The sequence below is a fragment of the Bradyrhizobium sp. Mp27 genome, assembly GCF_029953005.1.
In the GTDB taxonomy this organism is placed as follows: Bacteria; Pseudomonadota; Alphaproteobacteria; order Rhizobiales; family Xanthobacteraceae; genus Bradyrhizobium; species Bradyrhizobium barranii.
The window spans coordinates 1-533 of record NZ_JASAUS010000621.1; the positions used below are offsets into that span (position 1 = coordinate 1).

Genomic DNA, 533 nt, shown 5'->3' on the forward strand with positions numbered 1-533 from the left:
AGGGCGCGGCGATCCGCGACTTCAAGTACCCCGATCGCGTCGTCGTCGGCACCTCCGACGAGCGCGGCCGCAAGGTGATGGGCGACGTCTATCGCCCGCTGTCGCTGAACCAGGCCCCGCTGATGTTCACGGCGCGCCGCACCGCCGAGATGATCAAATACGCCGCGAACGCGTTCCTCGCGACCAAGATCACCTTCATCAACGAGATCGCCGATCTCTCGGAAAAGGTCGGCGCCAACGTGCAGGAGGTCGCGCGCGGCATCGGCCTCGACAACCGCATCGGCACCAAGTTCCTGCACGCCGGGCCCGGCTTCGGCGGCTCCTGCTTCCCGAAGGACACCAAGGCGCTGATCAAGATCGCGCAGGACTATGATGTGAGCTTGCGCATCGTCGAATCCGTGCTGGCCGTCAACGAGAACCGTAAGCGCGCGATGGCGCGCAAGGTCAGCCAGGCGCTCGGCGGTAGCTTGCGCGGCAAGACCATCGCCGTGCTCGGCCTCACCTTCAAGCCCGACACCGACGACATGCGCGAT

At 65.9% G+C, this 533-nt stretch carries 1 protein-coding gene; it reads left to right on the forward strand.

What is annotated here, in order from left to right; translation table 11 throughout:
- Positions 1-533 (forward strand): nucleotide sugar dehydrogenase (locus QJT78_RS53440; RefSeq protein ID WP_281460935.1); only part of this gene is annotated, 533 nt, incomplete at both ends.